The organism is Ramlibacter humi (assembly GCF_004681975.1).
Lineage (GTDB): Bacteria > Pseudomonadota > Gammaproteobacteria > Burkholderiales > Burkholderiaceae_C > Ramlibacter > Ramlibacter humi.
Genome location: NZ_SMLK01000002.1, coordinates 445035 through 462140, shown reverse-complemented (window position 1 = coordinate 462140; position 17106 = coordinate 445035). Strand labels below are relative to the sequence as shown.

General features: G+C 68.1%; 18 protein-coding genes. 9 read left to right on the top strand and 9 right to left on the bottom strand.

Annotated features, from left to right (window positions below; all coding sequences use genetic code 11):
- Window positions 1-284: 284 nt before the first annotated feature.
- The 6 genes from EZ216_RS09630 (at window position 285) to EZ216_RS09605 (ending at window position 8353) form a co-directional block, all read left to right on the top strand.
- A complete protein-coding gene (locus EZ216_RS09630; RefSeq protein WP_135249520.1) occupies window positions 285-899 on the top strand; it encodes a VOC family protein in 615 nt (204 codons plus the stop codon).
- Window positions 899-2620, top strand: a complete 1722-nt coding sequence (locus EZ216_RS09625; RefSeq protein WP_135249519.1) for an FAD-dependent monooxygenase — start codon at window positions 899-901, stop codon at window positions 2618-2620. The genes EZ216_RS09630 and EZ216_RS09625 overlap by 1 nt, the downstream gene beginning before the upstream one ends.
- A complete protein-coding gene (locus tag EZ216_RS09620) occupies window positions 2617-2823 on the top strand; it encodes a DUF2783 domain-containing protein (protein ID WP_135249518.1) in 207 nt (68 codons plus the stop codon). Before EZ216_RS09625 ends, EZ216_RS09620 begins: the two co-directional genes overlap by 4 nt.
- Window positions 2824-3027: 204 nt before the next feature.
- Entirely contained in the window at window positions 3028-5895 is a 2868-nt protein-coding gene (locus EZ216_RS09615; RefSeq protein WP_135249517.1) for a valine--tRNA ligase, read from the top strand.
- A 191-nt stretch (window positions 5896-6086) separates the two neighbouring features.
- The gene (locus EZ216_RS09610) at window positions 6087-7052 is read left to right on the top strand and encodes a Bug family tripartite tricarboxylate transporter substrate binding protein (protein WP_135249516.1); all 966 of its coding nucleotides are present in this window, start codon (window positions 6087-6089) and stop codon (window positions 7050-7052) included.
- Window positions 7053-7078: 26 nt separating this feature from the next.
- Window positions 7079-8353, top strand: coding sequence for a M20/M25/M40 family metallo-hydrolase (locus tag EZ216_RS09605; protein WP_135249515.1), 1275 nt, complete (start codon window positions 7079-7081; stop codon window positions 8351-8353).
- 104 nt (window positions 8354-8457) lie between these two features.
- On the opposite strand, the gene EZ216_RS09600 is transcribed toward EZ216_RS09605, so the two are convergent.
- Window positions 8458-10326 carry an ABCB family ABC transporter ATP-binding protein/permease gene (locus EZ216_RS09600; protein ID WP_135249796.1) on the bottom strand — a complete coding sequence of 623 codons (1869 nt, stop codon included), beginning with the start codon at window positions 10324-10326 and terminating at the stop codon, window positions 8458-8460.
- 37 nt (window positions 10327-10363) lie between these two features.
- On the opposite strand from EZ216_RS09600, the gene EZ216_RS09595 reads away from it, so the two are divergent.
- Complete coding sequence (locus EZ216_RS09595; protein WP_239024326.1) at window positions 10364-10792, top strand: acyl-CoA thioesterase; 429 nt, start codon at window positions 10364-10366, stop codon at window positions 10790-10792.
- A 40-nt stretch (window positions 10793-10832) separates the two neighbouring features.
- Window positions 10833-11930: an AI-2E family transporter gene (locus EZ216_RS09590; protein WP_135249514.1), complete on the top strand. Its 1098-nt coding sequence runs from the start codon at window positions 10833-10835 to the stop codon at window positions 11928-11930.
- On the opposite strand, the gene aroD is transcribed toward EZ216_RS09590, so the two are convergent.
- Complete coding sequence (gene aroD / locus EZ216_RS09585; protein ID WP_239024325.1) at window positions 11916-12677, bottom strand: type I 3-dehydroquinate dehydratase; 762 nt, start codon at window positions 12675-12677, stop codon at window positions 11916-11918. The genes EZ216_RS09590 and aroD overlap by 15 nt on opposite strands.
- A 2-nt stretch (window positions 12678-12679) precedes the next feature.
- Window positions 12680-13168 carry a thioesterase family protein gene (locus tag EZ216_RS09580; RefSeq protein ID WP_135249513.1) on the bottom strand — a complete coding sequence of 163 codons (489 nt, stop codon included), beginning with the start codon at window positions 13166-13168 and terminating at the stop codon, window positions 12680-12682.
- A gap of 114 nt (window positions 13169-13282) precedes the next feature.
- Between EZ216_RS09580 and EZ216_RS09575 the strand changes: the two genes are divergently transcribed.
- Window positions 13283-13552, top strand: coding sequence for an H-NS family nucleoid-associated regulatory protein (locus EZ216_RS09575; protein ID WP_135249512.1), 270 nt, complete (start codon window positions 13283-13285; stop codon window positions 13550-13552).
- On the opposite strand, the gene EZ216_RS09570 is transcribed toward EZ216_RS09575, so the two are convergent.
- Genes EZ216_RS09570 through EZ216_RS09545 form a run of 6 tightly spaced genes read right to left on the bottom strand, consistent with a single transcriptional unit; the run spans window position 13549 to window position 17064 of the window.
- Window positions 13549-14820: an RNA polymerase sigma factor gene (locus EZ216_RS09570; protein ID WP_135249511.1), complete on the bottom strand. Its 1272-nt coding sequence runs from the start codon at window positions 14818-14820 to the stop codon at window positions 13549-13551. The two genes, EZ216_RS09575 and EZ216_RS09570, sit on opposite strands and share 4 nt — an antisense overlap.
- 49 nt (window positions 14821-14869) lie before the next feature.
- A complete protein-coding gene (locus EZ216_RS09565; protein ID WP_135249510.1) occupies window positions 14870-15280 on the bottom strand; it encodes a VOC family protein in 411 nt (136 codons plus the stop codon).
- A gap of 18 nt (window positions 15281-15298) precedes the next feature.
- The gene (locus tag EZ216_RS09560) at window positions 15299-15730 is read right to left on the bottom strand and encodes an SRPBCC domain-containing protein (RefSeq protein ID WP_135249509.1); all 432 of its coding nucleotides are present in this window, start codon (window positions 15728-15730) and stop codon (window positions 15299-15301) included.
- Window positions 15730-16149, bottom strand: a complete 420-nt coding sequence (locus tag EZ216_RS09555; RefSeq protein WP_135249508.1) for a YciI family protein — start codon at window positions 16147-16149, stop codon at window positions 15730-15732. The genes EZ216_RS09560 and EZ216_RS09555 overlap by 1 nt, the downstream gene beginning before the upstream one ends.
- A gap of 10 nt (window positions 16150-16159) precedes the next feature.
- The gene (locus tag EZ216_RS09550; protein WP_135249507.1) at window positions 16160-16558 is read right to left on the bottom strand and encodes a VOC family protein; all 399 of its coding nucleotides are present in this window, start codon (window positions 16556-16558) and stop codon (window positions 16160-16162) included.
- A 35-nt stretch (window positions 16559-16593) separates the two neighbouring features.
- Window positions 16594-17064, bottom strand: a complete 471-nt coding sequence (locus EZ216_RS09545; RefSeq protein ID WP_135249506.1) for a VOC family protein — start codon at window positions 17062-17064, stop codon at window positions 16594-16596.
- Window positions 17065-17106: the final 42 nt, after the last annotated feature.

Below are 17106 nucleotides of genomic sequence, written 5' to 3'. Positions count from 1 at the left end.
GTGCGGCCAGGCGGGCGACAGGGCAATTTACGTCTCGTCCGTGACTGCGTCCATGGGGGTGGCCCGGGCGCGGCATTGAAGTTGCCTAATGCCACGATAGCCGTTGCATCGGATGAGCTGAGGCTCTTTTTGGGAGCGGTCTTGCCGGGCCAGGATGAGGAAGCCCTCCTGCCTCCATGTCCCGGCCACGACGACACTTTGACGAGGGCACCATTGGTGGTCTGCTCCGCATGTGATTACGTTATAGTAAACGCGTTACGCATAGTTGAATTCAGGAGACCCACATGGCCGCCGTTCTGAAGGACATGGGCGCCCTGCCCGCGCCCGCCAAGATCCAGCAGCTGCACCATTACGCCTACCGTGCGAAGGACGCCGAGGAAACGCGCCACTTCTACGAGGACATCCTGGGCCTGCCGCTCTACCACATCATCCAGAGCGACCACGTGCCCAGCACGGGCGAGTACTGCCCCTACACGCACTTCTTCTTCCGCTTGCAGGACGGCTCGTTCATCGCCTTCTTCGACCTGGGCGACGACCAGGTGTGCGAGCCCTCGCCCAACACGCCCAAGTGGGTCAACCACATCTCCTTCCGGGTCGACACCATCGATGACCTGAAACGGATGAAGGAGCGGCTGGAAGCGCACGGTGTGGAAGTGCTGGGCATCACCGACCACCACATCTTCCACAGCATCTACTTCTTCGACCCCAACGGCGTGCGGCTGGAGCTCACCGCCCAGCTGGCCGACGAGTTCCAGATGCTGCAGGAGAGCAAGACTGCCCACGAGCGGCTGAAAGAGTGGACCGCGCGCAAGGAACAGTGGCGCCGCGACCGCGCCGCCGGCAAGGCCGCGCAGCCGCTCAAGCCCCAGCAGAACGACCGCCCCGAATTCAGCAAGTGATGGACGAGTCGCGCACCGGCTACGCCGACACGAGCTTCAGCAACGGTTACGAGTTCACGCAGGGCACGGGCTACCAGCTGCCCGAGTACCCCTTCGTCGAACCGGCCGAGCTGCGCACCGGCGAAGGCCATCATCCCATCGTCATCGTCGGCGCCGGCCTGGCCGGGCTGACGCTGGCCTGCGCGCTGGCCAAGTACGGCGTGCCCGCGGTCGTGCTCGACGAGGACAACACGGTCGGCGTCAAGGGCGCATCGTCGCGCGGCATCTGCTACACGCAGAAGTCGCTGGAGATCTTCCACCGGCTGGGCGTCTACGAGCGCATCGCGCGCAAGGGCATCCAGTGGAGCGTGGGCCGCACCTTCGCCGGCGCGGACGAGGTGTATTCGTTCGACCTGAAACAGCAGAGCGCCTACAACCTGTCCACCCAGCCGCCCTTCATCAACATCCAGCAGTTCTACATCGAGGGCTACCTGGTCGAGCGCATCCAGGAACTCGGGGGAGTCGAGCTGCGCTGGCAGAACCGCGTGAAGTCGTTCCGCCAGCAGGACGACGGCGCCGTGCTGGAGATCACCACGCCCGCCGGCGATTACACGCTGCGGGCCGACCACGTGGTGGACGCCAGCGGCTCGCGCAGCCCGTTCCGCGAATGGTGCGGCGCGGCGGTCACCGCCAAGAAGGGCGACGACCGCTGGTGCATCGCCGACGTGCGCTTCTCCAAGCACCCGCCGGTGGAGCGCCACACCTGGATAGAGGCGCCGTTCAACGAGAACCGCGCGGTCTGGCAGCACCTGATGGGCGACGACGTCTGGCGCATCGACTACCAGATGGCGCCCGACTGCGACCCGCACGAAGTCAGCCGCGAGGAAGTGGTGCGCGAGCGCCTGGCGCGGCAGTTCGGCGCCGACTGCGAAGTCGAGATCGTCTGGGTGGGCCCTTACGCGTACCGCAGCGAATGCGTGGACGCCATGCGCCACGGCCGCCTGTTCTTCATCGGCGACGCGGCCAAGGTGGTCAGCCCCTTCGGCGCGCGCGGCGGCAACACCGGCATCGCCGACGCCGACAACCTGGGCTGGAAGCTGGCCGCGGTGCTCAAGGGACGCGCGCCCGCCAAGCTGCTGGACAGCTTCCACGAGGAACGCCACGAAGCCGCCGTGCAGAACGTGCTGGTGACCAACCGCACCGCACGCTTCCTCCGTCCCGCCGACGGCGCCGAGCGCCTGTTCCGCACCGCCGCGCTCAGCCTGGCGCGGCAGCATCCGTTTGCGCGCCAGCTGGTCAACACCGGCCGAATGGCCATCGCCAACCCGTACACGCGGTCCAGCGTGTGCGACCGCACCGGCGGGCAGTCGGTGCAGAACGTGTCGTTCCAGTGGTCGGACGGCACGCCCGGCGTGGTGAACGACCTGCTGGACTGGGCCGACGGCCGCCTGCTGCTGCTGGTGTTCGGCGATCCGGGGCGCGAGGGCCTGGCGCGCGTGCGCCAACTGGTGCAGGCCGCGCCGCTGCGCTGCGTGCAGGTGCTGGGCGCGGGCCAGAAGCCCGGCGCGCTGGAACACGTGCGCGACCCCGAAGGCCACCTGCAGGGCGCCTGCCACGTGTTCGGGCACGCCTGGGCGCTGGTGCGGCCCGACGCCTACGTGGCCTGCACCGGCGAAAGCATCGATTCGCACATCGTTCACGCGGTCGCTCAGGCCCTGGGCGCCGCGGAGGAGGAAGCATGAAGCTGCCCGGAAGCCTGAAGACCACCCTGAACTTCCAGGACGCCGACGCGTTCTACGAGCAGCTGCTGGACGCCCACCAGGGCCTGAACCGCGACCAGTCCGAACTCCTCAACGCCCGGCTCATCCTGCTGCTGGCCAACCAGGTCGGCGACGCGGAAATCCTTCGCGGGTGCGTGGATGCGGCAGCGAAGCTGCCTGCTTGAAACGGGATCGGACACCCTTGCGCAGAGTACGCAGAGGGCCCGCAGAGGACGCGGAGAAAACCTTCAGTTTGTATTTTCTCTGCGAACTCTGCGCTCGCTCTGCGGCCTCTGCGTAAGGGTGTCCGCTCCCGCATTCCTGCGGCCGATAAAATCGCCCCATCCCCCCTTCAACGGCACCCCGGGTGCCGTTTTCGCTTTCAAGCCATGAGCGACACCCCCGACCAGCCCGGGCTGAACAGCCTGTCCAAATCGTTCCAGCCCGCCGACATCGAAGCGCGCTGGGGTCCCCTGTGGGAGCAGCGCGGCTACGGCCGGGCCGGCTTCCGCGGCACGGGCCAGCCGCAGGACGGCGAGCCGGCCTTCGCCATCCAGCTGCCGCCGCCCAACGTCACGGGCACGCTGCACATGGGCCATGCGTTCAACCAGACGATCATGGACAGCCTCACCCGCTACCACCGCATGCGGGGCTTCAACACGCTGTGGGTGCCGGGCACCGACCATGCGGGCATCGCCACCCAGATCGTGGTGGAACGCCAGCTGCAGCAGCAGGGCCAGTCGCGCCACGACCTGGGCCGCCCCGACTTCGTGAAGAAGGTGTGGGAATGGAAGCAGCAGTCGGGCAACACCATCACCATGCAGATGCGCCGCATGGGCGACAGCGTGGGCTGGGACCACGAGTACTTCACGATGGACGACAGGCTGTCGAAGATCGTGACCGACACCTTCGTGCGCCTGTACGAGCAGGGCCTCATCTACCGCGGCAAGCGGCTGGTGAACTGGGACCCCGAACTCAAGACCGCGGTCAGCGACCTGGAAGTGGAAAGCGAAGAGGAAGACGGCTTCCTCTGGCACATCCGCTACCCGCTGGCGGACGGCAGCGGCGAAGTGGTGGTCGCCACCACGCGGCCGGAGACCATGCTGGGCGACACCGCCGTCATGGTCCACCCCGAGGACGAGCGCTACAAGCACCTGGTCGGCAAGCAAGTGAAGCTGCCGCTGTGCGACCGCGACATCCCCGTCATCGCCGACGAATACGTCGACCGTGAATTCGGCACCGGCGTGGTGAAGGTCACGCCCGCGCACGACCCCAACGACTACGCCGTCGGCCAGCGCCACGGCCTGCCGATGATCGGTGTGCTGACGCTGGACGCGAAGATCAACGAGAACGCGCCCGCGAAGTACCAGGGCTTGGACCGCTTCGACGCGCGCAAGCGCGTGGTGGCCGACCTGGAAGCGCAAGGCTTCCTGGTGGAAACAAAGAAGCACCGCCTGATGGTGCCGCGCTGCGCCCGCACGGGCCAGGTGGTGGAGCCCATGCTCACCGACCAGTGGTTCGTGGCGATGACCAAGGTCAGCGAGAAGGACCCCACCGGCAAGTCCATCGCGCAGAAGGCCATCGACGCGGTGACTTCCGGCCAGGTGCGCTTCGTGCCGGAGAACTGGGTCAACACGTACAACCAGTGGATGGACAACATCCAGGACTGGTGCATCTCGCGCCAGCTGTGGTGGGGCCACCAGATCCCGGCCTGGTACGACGAGCAGGGCAACGTGTACGTCGCCCGCGACGAAGCCGAGGCGCAGAAGCAGGCGCCAGGCAAGCGGCTGCGCCGCGACGAGGACGTGCTGGACACCTGGTACTCGTCGGCGCTGGTGCCCTTCTCCACGCTGGGCTGGCCCGACAAGACGAAGGATCTGCAGCTGTACCTGCCCTCGTCGGTGCTGGTGACCGGCTACGACATCATCTTCTTCTGGGTCGCCCGGATGATCATGATGACCACCCACTTCACCGGCCAGGTGCCGTTCAGGGACGTGTACATCCACGGCCTGGTGCGCGACTCGCACGGCAAGAAGATGAGCAAGTCCGAAGGCAACGTGCTGGACCCGGTGGACCTGATCGACGGCATCGCGCTGCCGCCGCTGCTGGAAAAGCGCACCACGGGCCTGCGCAAGCCCGAGATCGCGCCGCAGGTGCGCAAGAACACCGAAAAGGAATTTCCCGAAGGCATCCCCGCTTACGGCGCCGACGCGCTGCGCTTCACCTTCGCCGCGCTGGCCACGCTGGGCCGCAACATCAACTTCGATTCCAAGCGTTGCGAGGGCTACCGCAACTTCTGCAACAAGCTCTGGAACGCGTCGCTGTTCGTGCTGATGAACTGCGAAGGCCAGGATTGCGGGCTGAAGGAGCACACCAAGGAAGAGTGCCAGCCGGGCGGCCCCGCGCACGGCTACATGGCGTTCTCGCAGGCCGACCGCTGGATCAGCTCGCTGCTGCAGAAGACCGAGGCCGCCGTGGCCCAGGGCTTCGCCGACTACCGACTGGACAACGTCGCCAACGCGATCTACGACTTCGTGTGGAACGAGTACTGCGACTGGTACCTGGAGATCGCCAAGGTGCAGCTGCGCAACGGCGACGAAAGCCAGCAACGCGCCACCCGACGCACCCTGATCCGCACGCTGGAAGCCATCCTGCGCCTGGCGCATCCGGTCATCCCGTTCATCACCGAGGAGCTGTGGCAGAAGGTCGCGCCGGTGGCCGGCCTGCAAGGTGAATCGGTCAGCGTCGCCCGCTACCCGCAGGCGCAGCCCGAGAAGATCGACGAGAAGGCCATCGCGTACGTCGATCGCCTGAAGGCGATGGTGGACGCCAGCCGCCAGCTGCGCGGCGAGATGAACGTGTCGCCGGGCACCAGGCTGCCCATGTACGCCGTGGGCGACGCCGAGTTCCTGCGCGAAGCCGCGCCGGTGCTGCAGGCGCTGGCCCGCCTGTCCGAAGTGAAGGTGTTCGACGACGAAGCCTCCTGGGCCGCCGCGGCCAAGGCCGCGCCCGTGGCCGTGGTGGGCGATTCGCACCTGTGCCTGTACATGGAGATCGACGTCGCGGCCGAGAAGGCGCGCCTGTCGAAGGAAGCCGCGCGGCTGGAAGGCGAACTGGCCAAGGCCAACGGCAAGCTGTCGAACGAGGCCTTCGTCGCCAAGGCGCCGCCGGCGGTGATCGAGCAGGAGAAGAAGCGCATCGCCGACTTCTCGGCGACGCTCGCGAAGATCAAGGACCAGCTTAAGCGGCTGGGGTAGGAAATGCGGAGGCGGACTCCCTTACGCAGAGTGCGCAGAGGTTTCGCAGAGATCGCGGAGGAGCATTCAACAAGGGGTTTCTCTGCGTCCTCGGCGAAACCTCTGCGCACTCTGCGCAAGGGAGTCCGCTTCTTCATCGCGTCCGGGTAAGCAGCGAGGCGGCCCGCCATGGGCGCTGCAAAATAGCGCCCATGAAACGCAGAGCCCTCCTCCTCTCCGGCGCCGCCGCCTTCGCGGCGCTCCCTTCCTTCGCGCAGCAGCAGCGCGTCATCCGCCTGGTGGTGCCCTACGCGGCCGGCGGCCCCATCGACGCCACCGCGCGCCTGCTGGCCGAGCGCGTGAAGGACAGCCTCGGCACGGTCATCATCGACAACAAGCCGGGCGGCGGCGGCAACATCGGCGCGGACCTCGTCGCCAAGGCCGCCCCCGACGGCTACACCATCGGCATCTCGGCCACGGCCACGCACGCCATCAACCCGTGGCTGTTCGCGAAGATGCCGTACGACGCGGCCAAGGACTTCGCCGGCATCACGCAGATGGTGCGCGTGCCCAACGTGCTGGTGATGAACGCGGAAACCGCATCGCGCCTGAAGATCAACACGCTGCGCGACCTCATCGCCTACGGCAAGGCCAACCCGGGCAAGCTGAACTACGGCAGTGGCGGCAACGGCAGCGCGGGCCACCTGGCCGGCGAGATGTTCAAGCGCGACGCCGGCATCTACGCCGTGCACATCCCCTACAACGGCGGCAACCCCGCGCAGCTGGCGCTGCTGTCGGGACAGGTCGACTTCAACTTCGACAACCTGGCCACCGCCGCGCCCAACATCAAGGCCGGCAAGCTCAAGCCACTGGCCGTCACCACCCTGAACCGCTCGCCCAGCCTGCCGGACGTGCCGCCCGTGGCCGACACGCTCAAGGGCTTCGCCATCGACACGTGGTGGGGCCTGGTCGCGCCGGCCGGCACGCCGCGCGACACGATCAACCGCCTGAACCACGCCTTCGTCGCGGCGCTGAACCTGCCCGACACCAAGGCGCGCTTCGCCAACCTGATGGCAGAACCCGTGCCCACCACGCCGGAAGAGTTCGACAAGTTCATGCACGCCGAACTCGCCAAATACGAAAAGGTGGTCAAGGCCTCCGGCGCCAAGGTGGACTGAGACAACACGACGACGACAAGACCAAGATGAAAAAACTTGCGATCACCCTTTCCTCGCTGGCCCTGGCCGCCTCGGCCTACGCGCAGCAGCCCGTGCAGAACGTCTGGCAGGCGGCCGCCAGCGAGCAGCCCAAGCTGCTGGCCACGCTGAAGTCGCTGGTGGAGATCGAGACCGGCAGTACCAACCGCGCCGGGCTGGACAAGCTGTCCACCCTGATCCACGACCGCCTGAAGGCCATGGGCGGCCAGGTGGAGTACATCGAGCCGAACGACGCCGACGTCTACCGCATGGAAGACACGCCGGAGAAAGCTTCGGGCATCGGCCGCATGGTGCGTGCCACGTTCAAGGGAACGGGCACGAAGAAGATCATGCTGATGGCGCACATGGACACGGTGTACCCGGAAGGCATGGCCAAGGACCAGCCTTTCCGCGTCGACGGCAACAAGGCCTACGGCCTGGGCATCGCCGACGACAAGCAGGGCGTGGCCGTCATCCTGCACGCGGTGGCCCTGCTGCAGCAGCTGAACATCAAGGACTACGGCACGCTCACCGTGTTCATCAACGGCGACGAGGAGATCAGCTCGCCCGCTTCGCGCAAGCTGTTCGCGAAGATGGGCGCCGAGCACGACGCCGTGATGTCGTTCGAAGGCTCGCGCGTCGACCAGGACAAGCTGGCGCTGGCCACCAGCGGCATCGCGCTGGCCGCGATGACGGTGCGCGGCCGCGCCTCGCACGCGGGCAGCGCGCCCGAGCGCGGCGTCAACGCGCTGTACGAGCTGTCGCACCAGCTGCTGCAACTGCGCGACCTGTCGGTGCCCGAGCGCGGCCTGAAGGTGAACTGGACCGTGGCCAAGGCCGGCGTGGTGCGCAACATGATCCCGCCCGGCGCGCAGGCCTGGGCCGACATCCGCCTGATCAAGGTGAGCGACCTCGCTTCGGTCGAAGCCAAGGTGCAGGAACGCATCAAGAAGAAGCTGCTGCCCGAGTCGGTGGTGGAGGTGAAGTTCGAGAACCGCCGCCCGCCGCTGGAAGCCACCGACGCCTCGCGCGCCATGGGCGCCCTGGGGCAGAAGATCTACAAGGAGATCGGCAAGGACCTGATGGTCGACCCGGAGCCGGAAGGCGGCGGCACCGATGCCGCTTTCGCCGCGCTGGAGACCAAGTCGCCGGTGGTGGAACGCTTCGGCCTGCAGGGCTTCGGTGCGCACTCGAACAACGCCGAGTACGTGCTGGTGGATTCCATCCAGCCGCGGCTGTATTTGGCGACGCGGATGGTGCAGGAGCTGTCGAAGGCGCGATGACCGTTTGCCGCGCTCGCGTGACCTCGCCTTCGGCATCGATGACGAATGACGACGGCGGCGCGGCGGCTCAAGTCATTCGCCATTGACGCTGCGAAGCGGCGAAGTCATTTCGTCATCGCGAGTTCACCCGAGGGCGCCTCCACGGCACCCTCGCCGCTTTCCTGCTGCAGACGCCACATCTGCGCATAGCGGCCGCCGCGCGCCAGCAGCTGCGCGTGCGTGCCGCGCTCGATGACGCGGCCCGCGTCCATCACCAGGATCTCGTGCGCGTCGATCACCGTCGACAGCCGGTGCGCGATCACCAAGGTCGTCTTGCCCTGCGCCGCGCTGCGCAGTTCAGCCTGGATGGCGCGCTCGTTGGCCGAGTCCAGCGCCGAGGTGGCTTCGTCGAAGATCAGGATGGGCGGGTCCTTCAGCAGCGTGCGCGCGATGGCCACGCGCTGCTTCTCGCCGCCCGACAGCTTCAGACCGCGCTCGCCCACCATGGTCTGGTAGCCCTTGGGCGTGCCCTGGATGAAGTCGTGGATGCGCGCCGCGCGTGCCGCCTCTTCCACCTCGGCCCGCGTGGTGCCCGGCCGGCCGTAGGCGATGTTGTATTCCACCGTGTCGTTGAACAGCACCGTGTCCTGCGGCACGATGCCGATGGCGCGCCGCACGCTGGCCTGCTGCACCTGGCGCACGTCGCGCCCGCCGATGGTGATGTGCCCTTGCTGCACGTCGTAGAAGCGGTACAGCAGCCGCGCCAGCGTGGACTTGCCCGAGCCCGAAGGCCCGACCACCGCCACCGTCTTGCCCGAAGGGATCTCGAAGCTGACGTCGTGCAGGATCACGCGCGCCGGTTCGTAGGCGAAGGTGACGTGCTCGAACCGCACCGTGGCGTCGCCGCCGGGCAGCGGCAACAGCGAGGTGGCGCCGGGCGCGTCGGCCACTTCGCGCTCGCGGTCCATCAGCACGAACATCTTCTCCAGGTCGGTGAGGCTCTGCTTGATCTCGCGGTACAGCACGCCCAGGAAGTTGAGCGGGATGTACAGCTGGATCATGAAGGCGTTGATCATCACCAGGTCGCCCAGCGTCATGTGCCCGGCCACCACGCCCTGGGTGGCGCGCCACAGCATGGCCACCAGGCTGGCGGCGATGATCAGCTGCTGGCCCGTGTTCAGCATCGACAGCGTGGTCTGCGCCTTGATGCGCGAGCGCCGGTAGCGGTCCAGGCTCTCGTCGTAGCGGTTCGCCTCGAACCGCTCGTTGTTGAAGTACTTGACGGTCTCGTAGTTCAGCAGCGAATCCACCGCGCGGGTGTGGGCCGCGGAATCGAACTCGTTGGCTTCCTTGCGGAACTTGGTGCGCCACTCGGTGACGGTGACCGTGAAGACGATGTAGACCGCCAGCGCCGCGATGGTGATCCAGGCGAACCAGACGTCGAACTTGACCGCCAGGATGCCCAGCACCAGCACCAGTTCCACCAGCGTGGGCACGATGCTGTAGAGGGAATACGAGATCAGCGACTCGATGCCGCGCACGCCGCGCTCGATGTCGCGCGTCATGCCGCCGGTCTGGCGTTCCAGGTGGAAGCGCAGCGACAGCGAATGCAGGTGCTCGAAAGTCTGCAGCGCGATGGCGCGGGTGGCGCCCTGCGTGGCCTTGGAGAACACCAGTTCGCGCAGCTCGGTGAAGAGCGAGGTCGACAGCCGCAGCAACCCGTAGGCCAGCAGCAGCCCGATGGGCACCACCAGCACCGCCGCGGCGTCGCCGGGCTTCAGGCTCATGGTGTCGACCAGCCGCTTGAGCAGCACGGGCACGCCCACGTTGGCCAGCTTGGCGCCGATCATGAACGCCAGCGCGGCGGCGGCACGCCACTTGTACTGCAGCAGGTAAGGCAGCAGGCGGCGCAGCGTGGCCCAGTCGCGGGGCTGCGCGGCGGGGCTGGAGGGGGCGGAAGGAAGGGGGGCGGCGGCTTCGCCGTGGCGGCGCATCGGGGACAATCGGAAGGTACCTGCGAGGAGAGAGATTGTGCCCACGTCCGCGAATTCAAGCGTCCAGCAGCTGGCGCCGGCCACGCCGCCCAGCGACAAGGAGCTGGTGCTCAAGGTCATCCCGATGCCGGCGGACACCAACGGCAACGGCGACATCTTCGGCGGCTGGGTCATGGCGCAGGTGGACCTGGCCGGCTCGGTGATCCCGGCCCGCTACGTCAACGGCCGCATGGCGACGGTGGCGGTCAACGAGTTCATCTTCAAGCAGCCGGTGCGGGTGGGTGACATCCTGTCGTTCTACGGCAGCGTCACGCGCATCGGGCGCACGTCCATCACCGTGCAGGTGGAGGTGTTCGCCGAGCGCTTCCGTGCGCAGGGGCGGTTCGTGAAGGTGACGGAAGCCTCGCTGACCTACGTGGCGATCGACGACCAGGGCCGTCCACGGCCGATCGAGAAGCGCGATTGACCGACAAGCCGGCGGCACATCGGGTGTTAACCTCAACCGCATGACCGACCGCCGGCCCAACGACCCGCTACGCTCTCCGGCCCTGGAGCACAAGACGCTGCTGTGGCTGGTGGTGGGCTTCACCGCCGCCTTCCTGGGCGTGCTGGCTCCGCTGGCGGGCGCGGTGCTGTGGGCGCTGTTCCTCGCGCTCGTGTTCTGGCCCATGCACCTGCGCGTGCGGCGGCTGGTGAAGAAGCGTCCTTCGCTGGCCGCCTTCCTCACGCTGCTGACCATCGTGCTCATCGTCATCGTGCCGCTGGCGCTCGTGAGCGCCTCGGTGGCGCAGCAGGCTTCGGTGCTCTACCAGAAGGTCAAGACCGGCGAGTTCCAGCCCGCCCTGTCGCTGCAGCACGCGATGGACACGCTGCCGGCCTGGGCGCAATCCATCCTGCACCGCCTGGACCTGTGGGACCTGCCGGCCGTCCTGCAGCGGGCCGGCGAGATGGTGTCCAGGAGCAGCCAGGCCATCACGTCCAGCCTGGTCGGCGCCGGCAAGGTCACGCTGGACTTCGTGGTCTCGTTCTTCGTGATGCTGTACGTGCTGTTCTTCCTGCTGCGCGACGGCGCGGCGCTGGCCGCGCGCATCGAGCAGGCCGTGCCGCTGCAGCCGCACCAGACGCGCAAGCTGCTGGCGCAGTTCGTCGCCGTGGTGCGCGCCACGGTCAAGGGCAACGTGGTCATCGCCCTCGTGCAGGGCCTGCTGGGCGGGCTCGCCTTCTGGTACCTGGACGTGCCGGGCCCCGTGCTGTGGGGCGCGCTGATGGCGCTGCTGTCGCTGCTGCCCGCGGTGGGCGCCGCCCTGGTCTGGGGACCGGTCGCGCTGTGGATGATGTTCGCCGGCCAGCTGTGGGAAGGCGTCGGCCTGATCGTCTGGGGCACGGTCGTGATCGGCGTGGTGGACAACGTGTTGCGTCCGGTGCTGGTGGGCCGCGACACGCGCATGCCCGACTACCTGGTGCTGGTGGCCACGGTCGGCGGCATCAGCCTGTTCGGGCTGAACGGCTTCGTCATCGGGCCGGTAATCGCCGCGATGTTCCTGGTCAGCTGGAACCTGCTGACCGAGGTGCGGCGGCAATCGGACGGCTCAGCGCCGCGCTGAAGCTTCGCGCAGCACCGCCAGCCCCGCGCGCAGCGCGTCCACCGGCATCTGGCCCGGCGCCGAAGCCGCTTCGCCCATCCCGAAAGTCAGCGCGGAGCCGAATTCGCCGCCGCACAACCGGCTGGCGGCGCCCAGCGCGCCCATCGCCATGCCGGCCACCGGGATGTCCAGCGTCTCGCTGGCCTGCAGCGTGGCTTGCAGCAGCGCCAGCACGTCGGCTTTCGATTGCGGCATGACGGCCAGCTTGCCGATGTCCGCGCCCAGGTCCTGTGCCTGGCGGAACCGCGCCAGCAGTTCGCCGGCGGGCGGGGTGCCCGCGAAGTCATGGAACGACAGCAGCAGCGCGATGCCGGCCGCACGCGCAGCTTCGCGCACCGCCTGCACGTGCGCGCGATCGCCCGCCATTTCAGCATCCACGATGTCCGCGGCACGCGCGGCGCACACGGCTTCGTACAGCGCGACAACCTCGGGTTCGCCGAGAGCGATCGGTTGACCGCCCTCGCGCGAAGAGCGGCGCGTGAACAGCAGCGGCACGCCGGCGGCGTTGCGCAGTTCCTGCGCCAGCGCCACCACGTCCGCCGTGCGGGCGATGCCTTCGAAGAAGTCGACCCGCCATTCGACGAGGTCCGGCTTGAGCCGCGCCGCGCGCGCCGCCTCCGCACGCAGCGCCCCGGCCGTGCGGCCCACAAACGGGACGCACACCGCCGGCATCGGCAACGCTTTTCCGTGCAAGGCGATCGGCTTCATGCTCACGAGACGATGTACGCCGCCGCGCCGGTGCACAGCAGCTTGCCTTGCGGGTCGAGGAATTCCATTCGGGTGGAGGCGACACGCGAGCCCAGCCGCAGCACTTCCGCGCGCGCCTCGAACCAGTCGCCCACCGCCGGACGCAGGTAGTCGATGCGCAGGTCGATGGTGCCCAGCTTGCCGAAGCGGTGCAGCCGCTCGGCCGGCGGCTCGTCCAGGTGGCGCGCGCCGACGGCCGCCAGGCAGGCCAGGCCGCCCAGCGCGTCCAGCACCGAAGCCACCGCCCCGCCGTGCATGCGGTTGTGCACATAGTGGCCCACCAAGTCGGGCTTCATCTCGATGCGGCCGGTCACGCGGTCCGGGCGAAGGCTGGTGACCTTCAGCCCCAGCATCCGGTTGAACGTGATGCGGTCCTCGAAGATGGCCTTGAGCGCGGCGACGAACTCGGGCTCGAATTCCACCGGCGCGCCCGACAGGGGTTGGCGTGTCATGGCCGCCATTGTCCCGCACCCGCCCAGCGCGGGCGTCGAACCCGTCCGACGCCCGCGGCCGGGCCGCGGCGCCATACTTCGGCCCGCACACCGCCGAGCGAAAGGACAGCCTCCATGGCCACCCGCAAGAGCTATCCCCAGATGCTGGAAGACATCCAGCTGCTGCAGAAGCAGGCCGAAGCACAGCGCCGCAAGGACGTGGAGATCGTCATCGCCCGCATCCGCGAGGCGATGCAGTTCTGGGGCATCACCGAGGAAGACCTGGGGTTCCGCAGGCGTCCCGAGAAGTCCGCCACGCCGGCGGCGGTTCCGGCGCCCGCGCCGGCCAAGAAGAAGCGCAAGTCGCGCTACACCGAGCGCCCGCTGGCCGGGCCGAAGGGCTAAACGCTCAGCTTCTTCGCGCGCTCGAGCAGGAACGTCTTCTCGCGCGCATTGCCCGCCAGCCCGGCGGCACGCTCGAACGCCGCACGCGCTTCTTCGCGCCGGCCCAGCTTCTCCAGCAGATCGCCCTGCACGCTGGGCAGCCAGTGGTACTGGCGCAAAGCCTTGTCTTCCAGCAGCTTCTCGACCAGCGCCAGCCCGGCGGCCGGACCTTCGGCCATACCGACCGCGACGGCGCGATTGAGCTCGACCACCGGCGACGGCGCCACGCGCGCGAGTTCGCCGTACAGCGCCGCGATGCGCTTCCAGTCGGTGGCATCGGCGCGCTTGGCGCGTGCGTGACAAGCGGCGATGGCCGCCTGCAGCGTATAGGGCCCGCGTTGCGTCGACAGAGTCTCCGCGCGTTCCAGCGCCGCCAGCCCGCGGCGGATCAGCAGCGGGTCCCAGCGCGAACGGTCCTGGTCGGCCAGCAGGATGGGCTTGCCTTCGGCGTCGGTACGCGCCTTGGTGCGCGAAGCCTGCAGCTCCATCAGCGCGCCCAGGCCATGCACCTCGGGCTCGCCCGGCGCGATGCCGGCCAGCATGCGGCCCAGCCGCAGCGCTTCGTCCGTCAGCGCGGGGCGCATCCAATCGTCGCCCGCGGTGGCCGTGTAGCCCTCGTTGAACACCAGGTACACCACTTCCAGCACCGAAGCCACGCGCTGCTGCAGGTCTTCGCCGCGCGGCGACTCGAACGGCACCTTGGCGTCGCGCAACTTCTGCTTGGCACGCACGATGCGCTGCGCGATGGTGGGCTCGGGCACGAGGAAGGCGCGCGCGATCTCGTGCGTGGTCAGGCCGCCCAGCAGCTTCAGCGTCAGCGCCACGCGCGAATCGGTGGGCAGCACCGGGTGGCACGAAGTGAAGACCAGGCGCAGCAGGTCGTCGCCGATCTCGTCCTGCCGGGCTTCGTCCAGGGCGTCGGTGAAGTCCGGCACGATCAGCGCCTCCTGCGCCTCCAGGTCGCGGCCCAGCTCCTCGTGCTTGCGCGCCTGCATCTGCAGGTGGCGCAGGTGGTCCAGCGCGCGGTTCTTCGCCGCGGCCATGAGCCAGGCCGCGGGCTTGTCCGGCAGGCCATCGGCCGGCCAGCGTTCCAGCGCGGTGACCAGCACCTCCTGCGCCAGTTCCTCGGCGATGGGCACGTCCCGCACCATCCTCGCCACGGTCGCGACGACCTTGGCCGATTCCATGCGCCACACGGTGGCGAGCGTTTCGTGGACGGGCGAGTGCATGCGGGCCGCAGTGTGCCTGCAACCGGCACCCGGCGTCGAGGGCGGAGGTTCAAGCCTGCGGCGGCACCGCGGCGGGGTCCATCCACATCAGCTCCCACACGTGCCCGTCCAGGTCTTCGAAGGACCGGCCGTACATGAAGCCGTGGTCCTGCGGCGCGCGCGGCTCGCGGCCGCCCGCCTGCAGAGCCTTGCCCACCAGGTCGTCCACCTCCGCGCGGCTGTCGCACGACAGGCAGACCAGCACCTCGGCCGATTCCTTCGCGTCGGCGATGCGCTTGGACGTGAAGGTCTGGAAGAACGGCTTGACCAGCAGCATCGCGTAGATGTCCTCGCTGATCACCATGCAGGCGCCCTGCTCGTTGGTGAACGCGGGGTTGAAGCCGAAGCCCAGCGATTCGAAGAACTTGCGCGATTGCGCCATGTTCTCGATCGGCAGGTTGACGAAGATCTTGCGGGCCATGGCGTTGTCCTTTTGCTTTCAGGGATGTCTTGCGAGCTCGGCCTCGAGGCGGTCGAGATTCTGTTCGTTGGAAGGGATGCAGACCGATTCCACCTGCCGGCGGTGTTCCACCGTCGGGAAGGTCTGGCGCCACTCCAGGTCCGTCGCGCCGCCGGCTTCGCGCAGGTTCACCACCAGCCTGAAGTGCATGGCTTCGATCACCACGCGCGAAGGTTCCGCCAGCTCGGTGAACGCGGACGTGTTCGGGTAGTCCGTTCCGTCGGGTCCGTGCAGCGTGAACAGCCAGCGGCCGCCGGGGCGGAACTCGAACACGTCGAAGGTGCTGGTGAAGCCCGCCGGCCCCCACCATCTCGCCAGGCTGGCGCCGTCGCGGAAGGCTTCCCAGATGCGTTCACGCGGCGCATCGATGCGGCGGCCCGTGGCCAGCGTGCGGTCGGCTTCGTCGTTCATCAGCCCATCCCCAGCTCACGGAAACGCGCGGTGCCGCTCATGCCGCGCTGCTCGAAGTCTTCCAGTTCGTACAGCGGCCGCACTTCGATCTCGGCGTCGCGGCCCCCGCCCATCGGGTTGGGGTAGCGGCGCGCCCATTGCAGTGCCTCTTCGTGGCTGCGCACCTGGATCAGCGTGTAGCCCGCCACCAGCTCCTTGCTTTCGGCGTAGGGGCCGTCGACGACATGCTGCCTGCCGCCTTCCCAGCGCACGCGAAAGCCCGTGCTGGAAGGCTTGAGGCCGCTGCCGTCCAGCAGCACGCCGGCCCGCGCCAGTTCCTCGTGGTAGGCGGCCATGTCGGCCATCAGCCTGTCCGCGTCGGGCGGGAAGCGCCCGGCTTCGGTGTCCGCGTTGGCGCGGACCATGATCATGTAGCGCATCGCCGCCGCCTCAGGCCATCGCCGGGTGGGGCTGCAGCATGCTGGAGCGGTTGCCTTCGGTGTCGAGGAAAGCGATGTACAGCCCCACGCCGGGGATGTCCCAGGGCTCAGTGCCCAGCACCTGGCCGCCGGCGTCGGTCACTTTCTCCATCGATGCCGAAAGGTTCTCCACGGAGATCACGATGCCGGGAAACTGCGCCGGCATGTCGGGGCGCTGCAGGAAGAAGCCGCCCCCGATGGCGCCGCGCAGGCCTTTGGGGTTGACGTCCTGTTCGGCGGTGGTGACGACGGTGTACTCGCCCATCTCGGGGCCGAGCATCTGGCATTTCCAGCCGAAGACGGTCTCGAAGAAGCGGGCGAGGCGCTCGCGGTCCTTGCAGGGCAGTTCGAAGTGGACGACAGGATCCATGGCGTTCTCCTTGGGCGAAAGGGAATGATGCGGGCTCAGCCCGCGTAGGCGCGTTCCAGCGCGGCGAGGTCGAACTTCTTCATCTTCATGAAGGCGTCGGTGGTGCGCCGGCGCTTGCCGGCATCGGGGTCGAGCAGCATCTCGAACAGGCGCTCGGGGACGATCTGCCACGACACGCCGAAGCGGTCCTGCAACCAGCCGCACTGCTCGGCCTGCGGCACGGCCGACAGCGCCTGCCAGTAGCGGTCGACCTCGGCCTGGTCTTTGCAGTGCACGACGATGGAAGCCGCGGGGCTCAGCTTGAAGACCGGCCCGCCGTGCAGCAGCGTGTAGCTGCGGCCGTCGATCTCGAAGGTGACCGTGAGCACGGCGCCTTCGGGCATCGGCGAGTTCTTCTCGTAATGCGTGACGGCCGTGATGCGCGAGTTGGGGAAGACGGAGACGTAGAGCTCGGCGGCTTCCAGCGGGTCGCGGTCGAACCAGAGGCAGGTGCTGGTCTTGGGCATGTCGTGGGTCCTTTCTTCATGCGCGCGTTTTCGCGCCTGTCC

Excerpts from the sequence above, each read along its gene's own strand:
- EZ216_RS09630 (WP_135249520.1), top strand. The coding sequence starts at position 285 with ATGGCCGCCGTTCTGAAGGACATGGGCGCCCTGCCCGCGCCCGCCAAG.
- EZ216_RS09625 (WP_135249519.1), top strand. The coding sequence starts at position 899 with ATGGACGAGTCGCGCACCGGCTACGCCGACACGAGCTTCAGCAACGGT.
- EZ216_RS09620 (WP_135249518.1), top strand. The coding sequence starts at position 2,617 with ATGAAGCTGCCCGGAAGCCTGAAGACCACCCTGAACTTCCAGGACGCC.
- EZ216_RS09615 (WP_135249517.1), top strand. The coding sequence starts at position 3,028 with ATGAGCGACACCCCCGACCAGCCCGGGCTGAACAGCCTGTCCAAATCG.
- EZ216_RS09610 (WP_135249516.1), top strand. The coding sequence starts at position 6,087 with ATGAAACGCAGAGCCCTCCTCCTCTCCGGCGCCGCCGCCTTCGCGGCG.
- EZ216_RS09605 (WP_135249515.1), top strand. The coding sequence starts at position 7,079 with ATGAAAAAACTTGCGATCACCCTTTCCTCGCTGGCCCTGGCCGCCTCG.
- EZ216_RS09600 (WP_135249796.1), bottom strand. The coding sequence starts at position 10,326 with ATGCGCCGCCACGGCGAAGCCGCCGCCCCCCTTCCTTCCGCCCCCTCC.
- EZ216_RS09590 (WP_135249514.1), top strand. The coding sequence starts at position 10,833 with ATGACCGACCGCCGGCCCAACGACCCGCTACGCTCTCCGGCCCTGGAG.
- aroD (WP_239024325.1), bottom strand. The coding sequence starts at position 12,677 with ATGAAGCCGATCGCCTTGCACGGAAAAGCGTTGCCGATGCCGGCGGTG.
- EZ216_RS09580 (WP_135249513.1), bottom strand. The coding sequence starts at position 13,168 with ATGACACGCCAACCCCTGTCGGGCGCGCCGGTGGAATTCGAGCCCGAG.
- EZ216_RS09575 (WP_135249512.1), top strand. The coding sequence starts at position 13,283 with ATGGCCACCCGCAAGAGCTATCCCCAGATGCTGGAAGACATCCAGCTG.
- EZ216_RS09570 (WP_135249511.1), bottom strand. The coding sequence starts at position 14,820 with ATGCACTCGCCCGTCCACGAAACGCTCGCCACCGTGTGGCGCATGGAA.
- EZ216_RS09565 (WP_135249510.1), bottom strand. The coding sequence starts at position 15,280 with ATGGCCCGCAAGATCTTCGTCAACCTGCCGATCGAGAACATGGCGCAA.
- EZ216_RS09560 (WP_135249509.1), bottom strand. The coding sequence starts at position 15,730 with ATGAACGACGAAGCCGACCGCACGCTGGCCACGGGCCGCCGCATCGAT.
- EZ216_RS09555 (WP_135249508.1), bottom strand. The coding sequence starts at position 16,149 with ATGCGCTACATGATCATGGTCCGCGCCAACGCGGACACCGAAGCCGGG.
- EZ216_RS09550 (WP_135249507.1), bottom strand. The coding sequence starts at position 16,558 with ATGGATCCTGTCGTCCACTTCGAACTGCCCTGCAAGGACCGCGAGCGC.
- EZ216_RS09545 (WP_135249506.1), bottom strand. The coding sequence starts at position 17,064 with ATGCCCAAGACCAGCACCTGCCTCTGGTTCGACCGCGACCCGCTGGAA.